Here is a 16,584-nt window from a genome sequence, read left to right on the forward strand (position 1 = left end):
AATTTTTAAAATTACACTTCTAAATTTTGGAATATTTCACATTTCACTTGGGTGGCACTCTATTCCAAAGTATTCACATAATATATTATCAATATCTTTGATTTTTTCTTTAGTATCCCTGTTAGACTTTACTATATCCTCAACTTCCTTTATATAGTTTGGAATTTTCAGTTTCAATATCTTGTTAGGATAATACTCATAAAGATCATCTCCTAACTTCTTTGCCATTGTTTTTATATAAAATTCATATATTGTGCTATTTAGTACACCAACAATAAATTCATATGAATAAACTTCCTTGAACATATCATTTATCTTCAAGCTGTATACATCTGCACTATAGAAACTTCCTTCATCTATAGCAAATCTATTTGTATTTGATTTATATGGATATATTATCTTTCTTCCCTCAAAATCCTCTCTATTTCTTCCCCATTGTAGCTCAAACCATCTTCTGACTCCCTTTTTGCATTCTCTCCTCTGAAGTAGCTTCTCTTTATAGATTGATATATATTCTATTGCATTTTTATATTGCTCTTCATTTTTAATCATATCACTATATATAATAAATTCCTGTGTAGAGCCTACTTTAAACTTATCAATATGGCTACTTTTGATCCATCTCCTTACTAATTCTTTTTCAATATTATATTTCTCAATTTCCTCTCTATTTAGAATAAAGGCCCTATCACATCCTGTGATTATACCTTGAAAGCTACTACATATTATTCCAAGCTCCACTCCATTTATTTTATTTAAAATATTAAAACCTAATTCATCTTGAAAAATCCAACCATCTTTTTTTAAGTTTTTCTTATCTACCCTAAAAAATATATGGTATTTCTTATCTCCCTTTTTTATATCCTCAAAAACATCCTGCCCTTTATGTTTTGCATCTTTATTTAATCTAAAATACTTTACACTTTCAAACTCCTTAGATTTCACAAAATTCAAAATAATGTTATCTACCCCCACACCCTTTATAACCCTAACACCATAGAAATCAACTATAGCTTCTATTGAGCCGTGTTTTAGTAAATATTCCCTTATACCTTCACCATTAAGAGCCTCTAACATATATCTTGATGTAAAAAATATAAGTCTCCCATTATCCTTTAAAGCATCCACTGACCTTTTAATAAAACAGTAGCTTAAATCTGCCTTATCTGAAAAAACATCTATATATTTATCCTTAAGTTTTGCCCTATAATCCTTATCTATCATTTTATGTCCAACATAGGGAGGATTTCCAACTATATAATTATAGTTTAAATTATCTTCAAATAAGAAATCCTTTTTTATTACATTCTTTGGAATAACCCCGCTTAATCTATAAAGTTCAAGCATTGTAATCATAACTGCATTTTCATCAATGTCATAACCATATAGTGAATTTATGATTTCCTCTTTATCAAACCCCTTTTCTAACAAAGCATTATACATCCCCATTAGAAAATATCCCCCTCCACAGGAGGGGTCTAATATCCTTACATCTTTTAAATTATTTATTTCATCTGCTAAACCTTGTGTAATATAGTCTACTATTACTTTAGGTGTATAAAAACTTCCTGTTGTTTTTTTCTCCTCTATATTCTTAATCCTTTCATAAAATTCACCTATATAATTATTAATGCCCCATTTAACAATAAAGTTTTCTAACTTATCTTCTCCTAATAAAACCGCCTCAAAGGTTTCTTTTAAATCGGTTATAAACTCCTTTAACATATACTCCTCCATATTAAAGTGTTTGTAATAATGGAGATATAATACCCATAATTGCACCTAAAAGAGCACCTAACCATGTTATTGCAGATAGCTCTTTACTTGCAACTTCCAATATTATTTTTTCTGCAAATGCAACATCAAAGCTGTTTATTCTATCCTCAACAAGTTTTGAAACATCAATTAATCCTATTATCTTTGAGGCCTTATCCTTTATAAAGTCCTCAAAAACATTATCTAATGCATTAAAGATAGTATTTTGTTCATCATCGGTAATGTTATTTAACAATTTAGCTAATTCCAAGTTCATAAAACCATCTACCATATATGATACTGTAAAATATACTAGGTTGTCTATCACTTCATTTCTCATTCCACTTAATATAATGGAGTTTAAGTCAATATCTTTCATAGTTTCATTAACATACTGATTGATCAAATTGGAAATTCTTATTGATATATCCTCTTTAGACTCCTCTGAAAGCGATATATATATTTCATTTACCCTTGCTTCTGTTAGTTTTTCATAAAGCGCAATCACAATCATTGCTATATCATGATGATTTTCCTCATTATTTATATATCCTTGGATAGACGATATTATCTTTTCCCCTATAAGCTCTGGACTTAAAAACATAGCAGCAAATTTTCCTAATGTATTCTCAACCATTTTTGATGCAGAATATGATATTTTATCCTTTACATTCTCCTTTGAAATCGCCTCTAAAAGCCCCTTTGCAATTTTATCCTTATTTGAGTATATGTATATTTTAATAGTTCCATCTAAAGAAGATGGTATTATTTCTTTTAAAGATACATCCTTATTTCCTAAACTATTTATTACTTCATAAACTTTAGATTTTGTATCCACATCTTTTATAAATTCAGATAACAATTCATTTAAATTTACCGCTTGACTTATAGCATTTAATATTTCACTACTATTGTTTTTTAACATTTCAATTAAATATGCTGATAAGCTTTGTTTTATTTTATTTATAAACTCTTCCTTTCTATTACCTAGTATATCAAATACATCATTAACCTTCTTTGTTGATTGTTTTAACATTTTTACTCTTAACTTCAACCATTCAATTACCTGTTCCTTTACTTCATTACTGCAAAGAGCATTTACAAAAACATCAGTTGATAAAAGATGCGTTCCAACAGCCTCTCCTACACTCTTTGCAATTCTATCTTTTTCCTTTGGTATAAGTCCTGGAGTAAAGGGAATTTTAATACCAAATATTCTTTTTTCATAATGAGGTCTAAAGAGCATTTTTATTGCAAGATAATTAGTTATGTATCCTATTAATGCACCTACAAACATTGGAACTATGAACTTCATTATATCTACTCCCTCCTTTATACATAAATAATTATACCAAGTAGTCAAATAATATCAATACAACCACTATCTATTTTATGTTAAAATTCAAGTAAGAAGGGAGGCATATTATGAAAATAGGCTATGCATGTATTCCTCTTGGAGTTAAGTATAGAACCAACAGAGGATTTATGATAAAAAACTTTACTAAGGAAAAACTGTATGAAGCAATCGAACAAAATCTTGTTGATCTAATCAAAATATTAGAGTACAACCTTTCAAAAGGTATTTATCTTTTTAGAATTAGCTCTGACACAATACCCTTTGGAGGACATGAAATAAACACATACGATTGGGAGGTTGATTTTAAGGATTTATTATTAAAAATAGGCGAATATATAAAAAACAATAATATAAGAGTATCTATGCACCCTGGACAATATACCATCATAAATTCACCAGATAATTCAATCGTGGAAAACTCTATTAGAGAAATAGAATATCATACACGCTTTTTAGATAGCTTAGATCTTGACTATACCCATAAGGTTGTTCTTCATATAGGTGGAGTGTATAAGGACAAAACTTCTGCTATGGATAGATTTTGCCAAAACTTCAATAGGCTTAGTACATCATCTAAAAAAAGGCTTGTAATAGAAAATGATGAAAAGAACTTTAACATAGATGAAGTTTTATATATATCAAATAGAATAAACATACCTGTTGTATTTGATATACTTCACCACAACATAAACCCAACTGTTGATGATATTGAAACAATACTAACAAAGTGTTCAAAAACTTGGGAAGAAGAAGATGGCCCAATGAAGCTACACTATTCAGACCAATCTCCTACAAAACAAAAAGGAGCTCATTCCGATTATGTATCAATCCAAAACTTTTTAGAGTTTTATAAAATCGCAAGTAAATTTAACTGTGATATTATGCTTGAAACGAAGGATAAGGATATATCTGCAATAAAGTGCATAAATACAATCACTCCTATAAAAAAATCAGTAATGTATGATGAATGGGCAAAGTATAAGTATGTTGTTATGGAAAAGGACTATGCACTCTATAAAAAATGCAGCAATATAATAAATACCCAAAACAATATGCTTGAATTCTATAAAACAATAGACTATGCCTTATCCCTCCCCTTAAATGAAGGTGCAGTAAAAAATACACTGCAACACGTATGGGGATATTTTAAGGAAAAGGCAAATGATAAGGAGTTTGTAAAATTTCATCAGCTTTTATCCTCAAAGGAATATTCAAAGGCAAAAACATTTTTAAATAAACTTGCTGAAAAATACAATGAAGAATATCTTTTAAACTCATACTATTTTATAATTAACACATTAAGTTAGACTAAAATGAATAATTTGATATGGCAGGTATAAAAATATAGGAGAAGGGAGTTGATACAATGAAGCTCGTCTCCTATAATCCTATTTGGACTAATAAAAATCCTGTTTTAAACAAATATACATACCTAAGTAAAAACGAGGATTGCGATATTTTAATCATAGGTGGAGGAATTACTGGTGCTATCTTAAGCTACTATCTTTCTTTTTTAGGTAAAAAAATAATACTTGTTGATAAAAACATAATAGGATACGGAAGTACAAGTGCATCAACCTCCATACTACAATACGAAGTAGACTACGATATTTTAGAACTTGAAAAAAAGATAGGTATTGTAAATGCCCTAAAGGCCTATAAAGCAAATGAAGCTGCTGTTTATGAAATTGAAAGGATTATAAAAACTCTAAAGGATAAATGCGACTTTACAAGAAGAGAAAGCCTATATTTTACACAGGATAAAACAAAAGTACAAAAATTTAAAGAAGAATATAAAATACGAAGGGCAGCAGACTTTGATATTGAATTTTTAGATAAGAACTCAGCTAAAGATAAATTCTCCTTCCCCATTGAGGCTGCAATATACTCAAGGTGTGGTGGCGCTGAAATAGATCCCTATAGATTTGCACACGAACTCATAAAAGACAGCCAAACTAGAGGACTTATAGTATATGAAAACACCGCTGTTTTAAAATATCAACATAAAAACAATAAAATAATAATCTACACAGATAAACATAAAAAAATAACTGCCCAAAAGGTAGTTGTTGCAACTGGCTATCAAGCTAAAAATTTAATAAAACAAAATATAGTAACACTAAACACAAGCTTCACAATAGCAACAAAACCTGTAAAAAATTTTGATGGATGGTATAATAGATGCATAATAAGAAATGACTGTACACCCTATAATTACCTTAGGACAACACAGGACAATAGGATTATAATCGGTGGAGAAGATATAGCACTAAACAATCCTCCACAAATCATAATAAAAGACAAGTATAAAAAACTTGAAGAAAAATTACATCAGATGTTCCCAAACATCGATTTCGAAATTGAGTTTAAATTTCACGGACTATTTGGGGATACAAAGGATGGACTGCCATATATAGGTCAACATCCCAAATTCAAAAACTTCTACTTTGCACTTGGCTATGGTTCAAACGGAATACTTTATTCAATAATTGCAGGTCAAATAATAAGAGATATGATTGCAGAAGGTAAGGTACATAAAGATATACATCTATACAGCTTTACGAGATAGCAAAATGCTATCTCTTTTTTGTTACCAAAACTTTATTCACATACATTTTATCTTTTTCATTGTATAAATTAGATGAATATACAAAATGGGGGGGTAAAGTAGTATGACAAATATAAATTGGCCTTGCGACTTTTATGATTCTAAACTTTCAGTTATTTCAACTAACATTACAACTGCAATAGTAAATGGTCAACTAAAGGGTTTCCTTGCCGGTTATAGATATGGTGAAAAAAACAATATAAGTCAAACACAAATGCAAACATTAGATGATGGTTCAAGTCCACCTCAAGGACCAACTGGTGCAAGAGTTGTTTCTACCAGTAATAATGATAGTATAAATGGAACTGGTGCACAAAAGGTGAGGATTGTTTATTTAGATGGAGATTGGAATTTGAAATCAGAAACGGTTCAATTAAATGGTACAACTCCTGTAAGTTTAAATGCACAGGATATATATCACATTGAAGCCTTCTATGTAATTCAGGTGGGTTCAAATGGTGCAGCTTCTGGTAATATAACACTTCAAAATCCTACAGGTTCCCAAACCTTTTTAACAATAAATGCAGGATTTAATCAATCCTTTAAAGCTGTAGCTCATGTTCCTAAAGGATATACTATGCTTATAAACCAATTTACAGTTTCATCCAATGGAGGTTATTGTAAGTTTTATTTATGTGTCTATAAAAACTTTGAACACATAAATGGAGGAAATAATATTTTATTTGTAACAGATATAATAGGTGTAAATAGTATGAACTTCACTCAAAACTTTTTTATACCAATAATAGTTACTGAAAAACATTCTGTTAAAATAACTGCAATAGCAAATAAAAATGGCGTTTCAGGTTTTGGTGGCTTTTGGTTCTATCTACAGCCTAAAGCTGTAAGTGAATATTTTTATTAAAAGCTGGAACCCTAAAGAGTTCCAGCTTTTAACACCTTTGACGTTGCCACAACATTAGCACCTGTTTCTAAAACATTTTCTATAATTACATCACCAATTTCAATAGGTGCTACAGCCTCTGCTTTATTTATCTCCTTCATTATCTCAAATATTAACCCCTTTGGTACCTCCTTGTCTGTTTTTACAGAAACAAGTGGTCTATCTCCTCCTAAAACCTTTACAGTTGATGTGATAATTCTTTTAGGATTTGTTATTTCATTTTTTGCATATTCTTCCCCTCTTTTACATTTGTTTCCTGATACTTTTATGTTATCGCCAACTTCAACCTCCAGCTGACATCCTAAGGGGCAGCTTATACAGGTCATCTTTCTCTTCATTTTGCCACCTCCTCTAAAGCAAATACAAGTTCACTGCCTTCTACCTTTTCTAAAACTTCCTTTGACAGTTTTACGTTTTCCATTTCTCCAGGTGAAACGTGATTTCTCCTTGCTTTATAAACAATTCTATCTCCATCTTTTACAACCAAATCAACATTGTGATATACATCATTTACCCTCATATAGAAATTTACTCTGTCCTTAACATTCTTTGGATTTATTCTATTTGGAACTACATATCTTATTCCAAAACCTGCCTTTGTGTTAAATCCTGTTTCATCCTTAAAGTATTCTCCCTTTATATATTTTGCAGCACCATAGCCTGCAAGGTAACTCTCCTCTGTAACATAATCTACTAAATCATGGACATGTACAACATTTCCGCAGGCAAAAATTCCATCAACACTTGTTTCCATGAGCTCATTTACATAGGCACCTGAAGTTACAGGATTTATTTTTATATTTGCCTCTCTTGATAACTCATTTTCTGGAATTAATCCTACAGACAATAATAATGTATCACATTCTACATACTGCTCTGTTCCTTCAATAGGTCTTCTGTTTTCATCTACTGCCGCAATTGTAACACCTTCAACTCTTTCTCTACCATGAATCTTTATAACAGTATGGTTAAATAAAAGAGGTATATCAAAATCTTCAAGACACTGAACAATATTTCTCTTAAGTCCATTTGAGTATGGCATAAGTTCTACAACCATCTTAACCTCTGCACCTTCAAGCGTCATTCTTCTTGCCATTATAAGACCAATATCACCTGATCCTAAAATTACAACCTTTTTGCCCACCATATATCCTTCCATATTCACAAACCTTTGGGCTGCACCTGCAGTAAATACCCCTGCCGGTCTACTTCCTGGTATATTTAAAGCTCCTCTTGTTCTCTCTCTACATCCCATAGCAAGTATTACTGCCTTTGCATCTATTTCAATAATGCCATCCTTAGGATTTAATGCAGTTATATGCTTATTCTCTGATAAATGTAAAACCATAGTATCTAACTTGTACTCTATTCCTAGTCTTTCAACCTCATCTATAAATCTTTGGGCATATTCTGGTCCCGTAAGCTGTTCTTTGAATATATGAAGCCCAAAACCATTGTGTATACATTGCTGCAATATTCCTCCAAGTCTCTTATCCCTCTCTAATATTAAAATATCATCTATCCCATTCTTCTTGGCTTCTATTGCTGCTGCAAGTCCTGCAGGTCCACCACCTATTATAACCAAATCCCTCTTCATTTTTTCTCCTCCCATCACTTTGTCTTACCTGTTAGGATAAAGCTGCCCTCATCAGATTTTTTTACTTCAGTTAAAGGTATATTAAGCTCTCTTGCAAGTATTTCTACAACCCTTGGCATACAGAAGCCTCCTTGACATCTTCCCATTCCAGCCCTTACCCTTCTTTTAACGCCATCTACACTTCTTGCTCCAAGAGGTCTTCTTATAGCACTTACTATATCTCCCTCTGTAATGTGCTCACATCTACAGATTATTCTTCCATACATTGGATTTTTACTTAATACTTCCTTCTTTTCATCCTCTGACATATTTATAAACAATTTTGTATTTTGTCTTGTTGCTATAAAATTCTCCTTCTTTATCAGTCTAAGGCCCTGTTCCTCAAGAAGTGAGACTACATATGGAGCAATTGCAACAGATGCTGTAAGCCCTGGTGATTCTATTCCCGCTGCATTAACTGCATTTTTAGTTGGTATGTTTATAACAAAATCACCTGTATCTGGAGTTGCTCTTATACCTGTAAAGGATGTTATTATATCCCTAGGATTTAAACCTTTTACACTCCTGCTTCCTCCTCTTAATACCTCATCAAGCCCTTCCTTTGTTGTTGAGACATCATCTTTTCTATCCATCTCAACCGCATTTGGACCAACAAATAAATTGCCATGAACTGTTGGAGATACTAATATTCCCTTTCCCTTATTTGTAGGTGTTTGGAATATAGTTCTTGTAACTATTCCTCCTACTGCTTTATCAAACAAACAATATTCTCCTCTTCTTGGTATTATTCTAAACCTTTCTCCCCCAAGCATATCGTTTATATCATCTGCAAAAAGTCCTGCAGCATTAACTAAATATCTAGATTGTACAACTCCTTTGCTTGTCTCTATTATAAATACATCCTTTTCTTTATAAACCTTAATAACTTCAGTTGAAAGCATAAATTCTACACCATTTTGATTTGCATTTTCTGCAAGAGCAATAGCAAGTTCAAATGGAGATACTATTGCTCCAGTTTTTGCATAAAGAGCGCCTACAACATCATCCTGAATATTAGGTTCTAAAGATAAAACCTTATTTTTATCTATTATTTCAAGTTCCCTAACTCCATTTGTTAATCCTCTCTTATAAAGAATTTCTATATGCCTTAAATCATCATCATTAAAAGCAAGTACTAGGGAACCATTTCTCTTATAAGGCACATCTAATTCTTTGCATATGCCTTCGTACATCTCACTACCTAAAACATTAAATTTAGCCTTTAAAGTTCCTTCCTTTGCATCGTAACCGGCATGTACAATTCCACTGTTTGCCTTAGTAGAACCATTTGCTATATCACTACTTTTTTCAATAACTACCACACTCAAGTCATATCTTGACAATTCTCTTGCTATACTTGTCCCAACTATACCTGCACCAATTACTGCAACATCATACATATAAAAACCTCCCCTTAAAAAAATTAAGCCATGGAAATTAGACCACTTTCGTGGCCTATCTCCATGGCTCTCTACTCTCGCCAACATATTTTATTTAATTTTATTTTATCATATATTAACTTTAAAATCAATTATTCTTCCTTTTCCCAATCTAATGCTCTCTTTACAGCCTTATGCCATCCCTTAACTAATTTTGCTCTCTTTTCTTCATCCATATTTGGTTCAAATTTTCTATCTACAGCCCAATTGTTTAATATTTCTTCTTTATTTTCCCAATATCCAACTGCTAATCCTGCAAGATATGCAGCACCTAATGCTGTTGTTTCAATAACCTTTGGTCTATAAACATCAACATTTAATATATCTGATTGGAACTGCATTAAGAAGTTATTTGCAACTGCACCACCGTCAACCTTAAGTGCTGATAGACTAATTCCTGAATCTTCTTCCATAGCCTTTAGAACATCCATTGTTTGATATGCCATTGATTCAAGTGCAGCCCTTATTATATGTTCCTTCTTTGCACCTCTAGTTAATCCTACTATTGTTCCTCTTGCATACATATCCCAATATGGAGCACCCATGCCCACAAATGCAGGAACAACATATACTCCATTAGAATCTTCAACAGCTGTTGCATATTCTTCACTTTCTGCTGCTGATTTTATCATCCTTAACTCATCTCTTAACCATTGAATAACTGCACCTGCTATAAATATACTTCCTTCTAGAGCATACTCTACCTTTCCATCTACTCCCCAAGCTATTGTAGTTAAAAGCCCATTCTTTGATCTAACAGGTTTTTCTCCTGTATTCATCAACATAAAGCATCCTGTTCCGTACGTATTTTTAGCCATACCTTCTCTATAGCAACCCTGTCCAAATAGAGCAGCTTGTTGATCTCCCGCATCTCCTGCTATTGGTATTTCTCCTCCTATTACATCTACTGTTGTATATCCATATATACAGCTTGATGGTTTAACCTCTGGGAGCATTGATTTAGGAATATTTAATATTTCAAGTATTTCTTCATCCCACTTTAATTCATAAATGTTATATAGCATTGTTCTTGAAGCATTTGAATAATCGGTAACATGAACTTTTCCACCTGTTAAGTTCCAGATAAGCCATGTATCTATATTACCAAATAAAAGCTCTCCTCTTTCAGCCTTTTCTCTTGCACCTTCAACATTGTCAAGTATCCATTTTATCTTTGTACCTGAGAAATATGCGTCAACTACAAGCCCTGTTTTATTTCTTATCATTTCAGCATATCCTCTATTTCTTAAATCATCACATATATCTGCTGTTCTTCTACACTGCCATACTATTGCATTATATATTGGCTTTCCTGTTGTTTTATCCCATACAACTGTAGTTTCTCTTTGATTAGTAATACCAATTGCTGCAATATCCTGAGCAGTAAGTCCAGCCTTTGCTATTGCTTCGTTTGCAACCCCAATTTGTGTTGCCCATATTTCCATTGGATCATGTTCAACCCAACCAGCCTTTGGATATATTTGAGTGAATTCCTTTTGAGCAACAGAGATAATTTGTCCACCCTTATCAAAAACTATTGCTCTTGAACTTGTTGTACCTTGATCTAGAGCTAAAATATACTTTGACATTTTATTATCCCCCTTCAATTATTTGTTTATATCTAATTTATTTTTTGAAACAACTTGAATATTTGGGAAATGTGGAACAATAATTTTTTCATATATAAAAGCACCCAATTGAGCTCCTACTATTGGTCCAAATATTGGAACTATAAATCCATATCCGTTTGGTCCAATGGCAGCACTGCCCCATCCTGCAAGCATAGCAAATAATCTTGGACCTAGATCACGCGCTGGGTTCATAGCAAATCCTGTAAGTGGACCAAATGATGAACCTATTATAGCAATTGTAATACCTATCATAACTGCAGCCATACCTGGAGTTGGTGCAGATTGATTTCTAGTGTCTCCAACAGCCAATACAACTACTAATAAGAATGCTGTAATTGCAACTTCAACTAAAAATGCTTGACCAAGAGTTAAATGTGCCTTTGGGAATGTAGAGAATATTCCGACTAATTTTGCACTTTCCTGTGTTCCTCTTACTAAGTTGTGGGTTTGTTCATATAACAAAAATGAACTTCTATATAATCCATATACAACAGCAGCTGCTGTGAAAGTACCTAACATTTGTGCTATTATATATGGTATTACTTTCCTTTTATCAAAGCCCTTAAAAGTTGTTAAAGCTAAAGTTACAGCTGGGTTTATATGTGTACCTGATATTGAACCTGTTACAAATATAGCCATTGCAACAGCCATACCCCATACAATTGAAATCTCCCATTGTCCAATATTTGCACCCTCTAAAACAAGAGCAGCAACTACTCCAGCACCTATGAATATGAGTATAAATGAACCTATAAATTCAGCTATTAATTCGCCAAAATAAGATTTTTTCATTATACACTTCCCCCTTTAAATTAATTTTTTAAACTCTCCCCCTAGCTTTTGTATCTTTTTAAATTGACGTTAAGTTTTTTTATTTACCAAACCACCCCCCACAAAAAATAGCCGTAACACCACATTTGTAGTGCTACGGCTCTCTAATCTCTGCCTCTCAATTTTATTGTAGCAAATAAAAAATTATTTTTTCAATATATTTTAAAAAGTTAAATAATTAACTTATCGACACGTAAAAAACAAGTATACATTCTTTAATACAAAATGTATACTTGTTTTTCAATGCTCCTTATGTTTATTTTTTAACGTTCTATAAAATTTTCCCGAAGTTTGTCTAATATAGCCTATAGCATACATTTTCAAATGTAAAAATTACTTCATCTCATCCTTTATGTAATTCTTTATTTCTTCAACTGTACAAACTTTACCAAACATCTTAACCTTTTCATTTATTACTATTGCAGGAGTTCTCATAACTCCATACTTCATTATATCTTTAAAATCCTCAACCTTAATAACCTCTGCTTCAACTCCAAGTTCCTTTACAGCTTCTTTTGCATTTGCCTCAAGCTTTTTACAATTTGCACAACCTGAACCAAGTATTTTAATTTGCATAAAAACATCTCCCTTCAATATTTTATAACTATATTATAAAATAATTAAATATTAAAGTCAAATAATAACTTTTTTATTCCAAATATTATACTATTTTACATTTGATATGTTTACACGCATGTTTTACTTTAACAAAAGTCCAATTAGTTAACAGAACTAATTGGACTTTATATAAATCATTTATTAAACCAATGTCTTGTATTGTTTGCAACTTTAACAAGCGTTAACATTATCGGAACTTCTGTTAAAACCCCCACAACAGTTGCAAGAGCTGCTCCTGATTTTAATCCAAATAATGATATAGCAACTGCAACAGCAAGTTCAAAGAAATTACTTGCACCAATTAAAGATGCTGGTGCTGCAATATTGTGTGGAAGCTTCCATATCTTCGCCCAAGTATATGCAAATCCAAATATAAAAAATGTTTGAATTGTAAGTGGTACTGCTATTAATAGTATATGGAAAGGATTATTAAGTATAATTTCCCCTTGGAATGAGAAAATTATAATAAGCGTTAATAGTAATCCTGCTATTGTTACGTTATTAAACTTCTTTAAAAATACATTTTCAAAATAATCAAGCCCTTTATTTTTAATTACACTTCTTCTTGTTAAGTAGCCAAAGGTAAGAGGTATAACAACAAATAGAATAGTTGATAAAAATAGAGTATTATATGGTACTTTAACATTGCTTACACCAAGTAAAAACGCAACAATTGGTGTAAATGCAACAAGTATTATTAAATCATTTACTGCAACTTGTACAAGTGTATATCCTGCATCTCCATCAGTTAAATAGCTCCATACAAAAACCATTGCTGTACAAGGTGCTGCACCAAGAAGAACTGCTCCTGCTATATATTCTGTTGCAAGATTGTCTGAAATAAAGTTATTAAATACTATTCTTATAAAAAAGTATGCAAATAAATACATTGTAAATGGTTTTATAAGCCAATTCGTAATACAAGTAACTATAAGTCCCTTTGGTTTTTTAGTAGCATTAACCACACTTGAAAAATCGATTTTAAGCATCATTGGATAAATCATAAGCCATATTAAGATTGCAACAGGAATTGAAACATTCGCATACTCAAATCTGCTTAATGTTTTTGGTATTATAGGAATATACTTGCCTATTAAAATACCAACAACTATGCATAGGGCAACCCAAATAGATAAATACCTTTCAAAAAAGCCTAATCCCTTTTGGTTTTCCATAAACTTACCTCCCTTTAAATTTAAATTTGATTAAAATTTCATAGAATATGCACTTAAAATTTATTTATCTAATTTTTCAACCTCATTGTAGAATATCATATTTGTTATTTTTTTGTCAATCATTTATATTATTACTTTAACCCTATTATTAATTTAAAATTATATAAAAATGATTGGTTAATTTCCTAGGGGTATTGATTTATACCCCTAGTTCACAAATAGTACTTTTAACATAAAAACTAATAAAGCTTATTTAAATATTCTGATACTGTAATTATCTAAAAATGTTTTAATATCATATTCTTTAATTCTTCCTTATCTTTATACCCTAATATTTTTTCAACTACCTCTCCTTCCTTAATAATTAGTGTTGTTGGAACACTCATAACTTTATATTTTCTTGCAACTGACATATTCTCCTGTGCATTAATAGTATAAAATTTAACATTTTCAACTACATTTGCAACCTCTTCTAGAACAGGCTTTAGCTGAATACAAACCGGACACGAGTTAGTATAGAGTTCTAAAACACCTGTAAAACTAGTTTCCATTCCTTCAAATAATTCTTTATTAATTTCATGTAACATAGAATTTAACTCCTTTCAATCATACTTTTATTATTTAATCATATAATAATATTTATATATATTTAATTCAATAGATAATTTAAAAAAATAACATTCTTTTAACATACTACTCTTTATTTTTATTAATAAAAAAACTATAGAAAGCTTCCTTTCTATAGTTTTTATAATTTTTATATCTTTTATAAATTAAACTCCTTTGCAACAAGTTCCACTGCCTTAAGTTTATCTTCTCTGTTTATTGTGCAAGTTATCCTTATTTCTGAAGTTGTAACCATCTTAACCTGTATATTATTTTCTTTAAACACCTTAAATAATCTTGCTGCTACACCTGAAGTTGTCTTCATTCCAATTCCAACGATTGAAAATTTAGTTACATTATCGTCAATAATAGGATTTCTAGATGTGTAGCCCCCTATTGCTTCTAGGCATTCATTTAAATCTGCTTTTGGTATAGTAAAGGAAATATTTACCCTGCCATTTTGAGGTGCTGTTTGGCTTATCATATCCACATTTATTTTTCTTGATGCAATTGCTTCAAATATATTTGAAAGGGTAAAAATATCGTAATCTATATCAAGTAAAGTTATTGAAACATCGTCATCTGAAACAGCAAGTCCTGTAACTGGCTTTGTTTCCATATTCTCAACCTCCTTAATATAAGTACCCTTAATATCGCTACAGCTTAGTCCTACATAAATAGGTATATTGTACTTTTGTCCAAGTTCCACTGATCTAGAATGCATTACCTGTGCCCCAAGGCTTGAAAGTTCAAGCATCTCCTCATAGCTTATAATATCAATCTTCTTTGCATCTTTATAAAGACGAGGATCAGCGCTATATATTCCATCTACGTCTGTATATATCTCACATTCTGCATTTAATTTTACTGCTAGCGCCACTGCAGTTGTATCAGAGCCGCCCCTTCCTAGAGTTGTTATATCTCCATTATCTGAAATTCCCTGAAATCCTGCCACAACAACTATTTTATCTGAATCTAGTGCATTTTTTATTGGAATAATATTTATATCTTCAATTAATGATTTACCATATACACCATTTGTTCTAAGTTCAATTTGGAATGCATTAAATGATATCGCATCATAACCTAAATCCTTTATAGCCATTGCTAAAAGTGAACTTGATATCATTTCTCCAGTTGCAAGCAATGCATCTAACTCTCTTTTATCTGGAGTATTTGTAATTCCCTTTGCAAGTTCAATCAATTCATCAGTTGTATCTCCCATTGCTGATATTACCACAACTACTTTATATCCCTTATTATGCTTTTCAATTACACTCTTTGCAACTTTTTTTATTTTTTCAACCGTAGCTACAGAACTCCCACCATACTTTTGCACTACAATTGCCATTATCCACTCCTCCTTTATAAAAAATAAAAGCAGCAAGGTTTGTCCAAGCTGCTTTTTTATGCATACTTAAACAAAACCTTTGTAGCTCTCCACCTTAAGGTGACAGCTGAGTGCATATTATGCAAACAGCCAGGCAAATAGTTTGGCAACTATTCCCTTCGGCCTAAAGCCCCTTTCCTAAAGCATCATAGCCTGCCAAGCTCCTCCTTAGTACTCTTGACTTAGGCATCTCTACACAAGGTATTGTTAATTATTTATTTAAATTATTGCAATTATATTATCATATATATTTATACATTTCAATTGTATTTTTATTAATTTTATGAAATAAATTAAGAGGGGTTACCCCCCTCTTAACTTAAATACTGTTATTGTTGTCTTAAGGTATTTGCTATGTTTTGGCATGCATTAAGTGTGTTTTGAAGGTTTTGAATCTGTTGCTCTATTTGTGCCTTTGTGTTTTGGTTTTCAACAGTTGATGCTGCTTGTCTTAAGCTATTTAGAGTATTTTGTAGATTTTGTACACTTTCTTCTACATTTTGTCTTGCATTCTTTTGTAACATTGCTATACCTCCATTCATTTTATTTTACACACTAATATTTTTGCTCTATTGTCAGTTTAAATACATGGTAAATTATTGAATAATAGTAATTCTAAATTTTATTAATTTAG

The 16,584-nt window shown here is 31.5% G+C and carries 15 protein-coding genes and 1 riboswitch; of the genes, 3 read left to right on the forward strand and 12 right to left on the reverse strand.

The features are described 5' to 3' along the window. Window positions 1–36: 36 nt before the first annotated feature. Window positions 37–1,725, reverse strand: a complete 1,689-nt coding sequence (locus TCEL_RS06610) for an Eco57I restriction-modification methylase domain-containing protein (protein WP_018662400.1) — start codon at window positions 1,723–1,725, stop codon at window positions 37–39. 13 nt (window positions 1,726–1,738) lie between these two features. Continuing rightward, window positions 1,739–3,070 (reverse strand): DUF445 family protein, encoded by a 1,332-nt coding sequence (locus tag TCEL_RS06615; protein ID WP_018662402.1) that lies wholly within the window; start codon window positions 3,068–3,070, stop codon window positions 1,739–1,741. Window positions 3,071–3,180: 110 nt separating this feature from the next. Between TCEL_RS06615 and uvsE the strand changes: the two genes are divergently transcribed. The 3 genes from uvsE (at window position 3,181) to TCEL_RS06630 (ending at window position 6,585) form a co-directional block, all read left to right on the forward strand. Next, complete coding sequence (uvsE, locus tag TCEL_RS06620; RefSeq protein WP_018662404.1) at window positions 3,181–4,419, forward strand: UV DNA damage repair endonuclease UvsE; 1,239 nt, start codon at window positions 3,181–3,183, stop codon at window positions 4,417–4,419. 59 nt (window positions 4,420–4,478) lie between these two features. Then, window positions 4,479–5,681, forward strand: coding sequence for an NAD(P)/FAD-dependent oxidoreductase (locus TCEL_RS06625; RefSeq protein ID WP_018662406.1), 1,203 nt, complete (start codon window positions 4,479–4,481; stop codon window positions 5,679–5,681). 103 nt (window positions 5,682–5,784) lie between these two features. Further along, entirely contained in the window at window positions 5,785–6,585 is an 801-nt protein-coding gene (locus TCEL_RS06630; RefSeq protein ID WP_018662408.1) for a hypothetical protein, read from the forward strand. 11 nt (window positions 6,586–6,596) lie between these two features. Here the strand turns inward: TCEL_RS06630 and TCEL_RS06635 are convergent, their stop codons facing one another. From TCEL_RS06635 to TCEL_RS06680, 10 genes are all read right to left on the reverse strand, one after another. After that, window positions 6,597–6,962 (reverse strand): DUF1667 domain-containing protein, encoded by a 366-nt coding sequence (locus tag TCEL_RS06635; RefSeq protein ID WP_018662410.1) that lies wholly within the window; start codon window positions 6,960–6,962, stop codon window positions 6,597–6,599. Continuing rightward, window positions 6,959–8,221: an NAD(P)/FAD-dependent oxidoreductase gene (locus TCEL_RS06640; protein ID WP_018662412.1), complete on the reverse strand. Its 1,263-nt coding sequence runs from the start codon at window positions 8,219–8,221 to the stop codon at window positions 6,959–6,961. The genes TCEL_RS06635 and TCEL_RS06640 overlap by 4 nt, the downstream gene beginning before the upstream one ends. 14 nt (window positions 8,222–8,235) lie before the next feature. Next, entirely contained in the window at window positions 8,236–9,660 is a 1,425-nt protein-coding gene (locus TCEL_RS06645; protein WP_018662414.1) for an NAD(P)/FAD-dependent oxidoreductase, read from the reverse strand. A 131-nt stretch (window positions 9,661–9,791) separates the two neighbouring features. Next, window positions 9,792–11,288 (reverse strand): glycerol kinase GlpK, encoded by a 1,497-nt coding sequence (gene glpK, locus TCEL_RS06650; RefSeq protein WP_018662417.1) that lies wholly within the window; start codon window positions 11,286–11,288, stop codon window positions 9,792–9,794. 18 nt (window positions 11,289–11,306) lie between these two features. Continuing rightward, window positions 11,307–12,122 (reverse strand): MIP/aquaporin family protein, encoded by an 816-nt coding sequence (locus TCEL_RS06655; RefSeq protein WP_018662418.1) that lies wholly within the window; start codon window positions 12,120–12,122, stop codon window positions 11,307–11,309. A 372-nt stretch (window positions 12,123–12,494) separates the two neighbouring features. Continuing rightward, the gene (locus TCEL_RS06660) at window positions 12,495–12,737 is read right to left on the reverse strand and encodes a thioredoxin family protein (protein WP_018662420.1); all 243 of its coding nucleotides are present in this window, start codon (window positions 12,735–12,737) and stop codon (window positions 12,495–12,497) included. 176 nt (window positions 12,738–12,913) lie between these two features. Next, a complete protein-coding gene (arsB, locus tag TCEL_RS06665; RefSeq protein WP_018662421.1) occupies window positions 12,914–13,954 on the reverse strand; it encodes an ACR3 family arsenite efflux transporter in 1,041 nt (346 codons plus the stop codon). Window positions 13,955–14,232: 278 nt separating this feature from the next. Beyond that, a complete protein-coding gene (locus TCEL_RS06670; protein WP_018662423.1) occupies window positions 14,233–14,541 on the reverse strand; it encodes a thioredoxin family protein in 309 nt (102 codons plus the stop codon). A gap of 179 nt (window positions 14,542–14,720) precedes the next feature. After that, a complete protein-coding gene (locus TCEL_RS06675; RefSeq protein ID WP_018662425.1) occupies window positions 14,721–15,911 on the reverse strand; it encodes an aspartate kinase in 1,191 nt (396 codons plus the stop codon). 74 nt (window positions 15,912–15,985) lie between these two features. Then, a riboswitch (Lysine riboswitch) is annotated at window positions 15,986–16,153 on the reverse strand. Window positions 16,154–16,279: 126 nt separating this feature from the next. Next, complete coding sequence (locus TCEL_RS06680) at window positions 16,280–16,474, reverse strand: hypothetical protein (RefSeq protein WP_018662427.1); 195 nt, start codon at window positions 16,472–16,474, stop codon at window positions 16,280–16,282. Between the last annotated feature and the right edge of the window lie 110 nt (window positions 16,475–16,584).

It is taken from the genome of Thermobrachium celere DSM 8682 (genome assembly GCF_000430995.1).
Lineage (GTDB): Bacteria > Bacillota > Clostridia > Clostridiales > Caloramatoraceae > Thermobrachium > Thermobrachium celere.